Below are 266 nucleotides of genomic sequence, written 5' to 3' on the forward strand. Positions count from 1 at the left end.
GCTCCACGACCTGGACTCGAACCAGGGACCCAATGATTAACAGTCATTTGCTCTACCAACTGAGCTATCGCGGAACTGCATATTTCAACTTTTACAACAATAAAAAAGCGTCCGTAAGGACGCTCTTTTATGGCCTCTGATGCAACTGGCATCAGCGCCTTATTTTCTATACCCATTACTGCCGGGCAGAAAATGGTCGGGGTAAGGGGATTCGAACTCCTGACATCCTGCTCCCAAAGCAGGCGCGCTACCGGACTGCGCTATAC

General features: G+C 50.0%; 1 tRNA gene. It reads right to left on the bottom strand.

Going from position 1 to position 266, the window contains the following annotated elements:
- Position 1: 1 nt before the first annotated feature.
- Positions 2–74: transfer RNA gene (locus GHN92_RS23720), tRNA-Asn, on the bottom strand.
- Between the last annotated feature and the right edge of the window lie 192 nt (positions 75–266).

The sequence above is a fragment of the Pseudomonas sp. FSL R10-2964 genome, assembly GCF_009600035.1.
GTDB classification, from domain to species: domain Bacteria; phylum Pseudomonadota; class Gammaproteobacteria; order Pseudomonadales; family Pseudomonadaceae; genus Aquipseudomonas; species Aquipseudomonas bubulae.